Raw genomic sequence first — 2386 nt, 5'->3', positions numbered from 1 at the left:
CATATTTACATTTGTTACTAAGAGCAACCCCCATCATATCTAATGCCTCACTATAAGGACGATAGGCAAATTGTGGCTCAATTAAAGCGCGAATTTGCACACTTTGTTGATGGCGATTTTCTAAAATATTGGCAATCCGCTGATCGGAAAAGACAAATAACGCCATATCAACAGATTTGGTTGCTGAATCTAAAGTTTTACCAATTAAACCATTACTACTGTTATTCCAGGGTTGAGTTGGGGAAGTAGGCGAAAATTGCACAGTAATTGTGGTTTGATTTAATGTAATTTGTTGAGGCGATCGCATCGGTTTTTGTAAACCAAATTGACTATCTAGCTTACCTCCTGGGCCATCTCCCCATAAGATGTTAAACTCTTCTGTAAATAAAGATGCTAATTCTGGGCTGTCAATCTGCAATAAGTTATTGGCATTGCCTAAACTGCTGGAATTTGTGAAATCACCATAAGTATCACTTAAAGTAAAATTGGCTGAAGTAATAATTACTATGCGATTATCCACAATTACAAATTTATGATGCATCAAGCTGCTACCTGCTGAACCATCTGCTCGATCGTCTATCCAGGGAATTTTGGCATTTTGCAAAATTATCAAAGCATCTCTTTGATTTATTTCTGCTAAACTGAGTTGATTATCTTGGTTAATATCGATAAATTTGCGAAATTCGTTGTAACGTTCCTGTTCCCTTTTATCTAACTTACCTACTTCAGCAGATGTTAAGCTGCTCCAAGGTCGGCTATAGGTATTTTCTAAAATTATCCTGACTTTTACCCCAGCTTTTTGTCTATTAACCAGTGCTTGGGCAACTTTGGGTAAACGTAATTCTTGCACCGCCACATCTACTGTAGATTTAGCTTGGGTAATAGCATCGACAATCTGTTTTTCTAAATCATCCCCAAGGCGAGTTTGCTGACGGTAAGGTTCTTTGTATTCTGAAGACTCAGAATGGTTAAAGTAAACTTGAACTAACGGATCTTGTGGTAAAGGTGATAGACGCTGATTGAAAGACTGGACTCGTTGACAAGCAGCAAGGGGAAATATCAGTAAAAAGATATATAAAAAATATCTTCGTCTAGAGATAAGTTGCACTGTAATCTGTTAAAAGTGGATTGAGAGTGGACATATTTATCATTCCCAAAATTTTGTCTTCTGAATTAAGTAGAAAAATAACTTTCCAAATATAGGGAAAAATCCACTGCTAGAGGCATTACAGAGATTTTTTTAGGATTTGTCCACTCAAAGTGTATATGCTGACAAGATCGGCAGCCTACTACCAACGTGTGTTCTCACCATTATCAGTTATATGCAAATTTATCTAGATTACAGCGCCACTACTCCGACTCGAAAAGAAGCGATCGCAGTTATGCAAACAGTCCTCACCCAACAGTGGGGCAATCCTTCCAGCTTACATGAGTGGGGGCAAAGGGCGGCAACGGTTGTGGAACAAGCCAGAGTCCAAGTTGCTGGATTAATTAATGCTGCCGATCCAGCTTCAATAATCTTTACATCTGGTGGTACGGAAGCAAATAATCTAGCAATTATGGGTGTGACTCGGTTGTATGCTGTTCCTCAACATCTAATTATCTCCAGCGTGGAGCATTCCGCAATTTCTGAAACAGTAAGGTTGCTAGAAATGTGGGGTTGGGAAGTTACGCGCTTGTCTGTAGATGTTAAAGGCAGAGTCAACCCCCTAGATTTAAAGGCAGCATTGCGACATAACACAGTTTTGGTTTCTATAATTTACGGACAAAGTGAAGTTGGAACTGTGCAACCGATCGCAGAACTGGGTAAGATTGTGCGATGCCTGCGGCGGGCGGAGCCATCGCATGGGGCTTTGTTCCATACAGATGCAGTCCAAGCTGCGGGACGCTTACCCATAGATGTGCAACAACTACCCATAGACTTACTTAGTCTTTCCAGTCATAAAATATATGGGCCGCAAGGTGTAGGGGCGCTGTATGTGCGTCCTGGTGTGGAATTGATGCCCTTATTGGGTGGTGGGGGACAAGAAATGGGACTGCGTTCTGGTACGCAAGCAGTACCGATAATTGCGGGGTTTGGTGTAGCAGCAGAATTAGCAGCCGAAGAATTATCTACAGAAACACCACGGTTAATTGAGTTACGCGATCGCGCTTTTGCCCAATTAGCTGAAATTCCGGGTTTAATTGCTACAGGGGATGGCTGCGATCGTTTACCTCACCATATCAGTATGTGCTTAGAATACGCCGATGGGGAAAAACTTAGCGGTAAAACCTTGGTACGACAGCTAAACCTTGCTGGCATCGGTATCAGTGAGCAACTTTTGTTCGGCAATTCCAGTGTTCTTCTTCCTTCCTCGCCCACAAAAGTTGCTCAATGATACCTAAC

The 2386-nt window shown here is 41.6% G+C and carries 2 protein-coding genes; one reads left to right on the top strand and one right to left on the bottom strand.

Annotated elements, in window-relative coordinates:
* Positions 1-1108, bottom strand: a 1108-nt coding sequence (locus LC574_RS35940) for a phospholipase D-like domain-containing protein (protein ID WP_229458393.1), incomplete at its 3' end; no start/stop codon positions are given.
* Between the two features lie 214 nt (positions 1109-1322).
* Between LC574_RS35940 and LC574_RS35935 the strand changes: the two genes are divergently transcribed.
* Positions 1323-2378 (top strand): cysteine desulfurase family protein, encoded by a 1056-nt coding sequence (locus tag LC574_RS35935; RefSeq protein ID WP_229458391.1) that lies wholly within the window; start codon positions 1323-1325, stop codon positions 2376-2378.
* Positions 2379-2386 lie beyond the last annotated feature (8 nt).

It is taken from the genome of Nostoc sp. CHAB 5715, from assembly GCF_020829685.1.
Taxonomy (GTDB): domain Bacteria; phylum Cyanobacteriota; class Cyanobacteriia; order Cyanobacteriales; family Nostocaceae; genus Nostoc.
Note: the sequence above shows the minus strand (reverse complement) of the source record. Positions and strands in the feature narration are given on the sequence as shown.

Excerpts from the sequence above, each read along its gene's own strand:
- LC574_RS35935 (WP_229458391.1), top strand. The coding sequence starts at position 1,323 with ATGCAAATTTATCTAGATTACAGCGCCACTACTCCGACTCGAAAAGAA.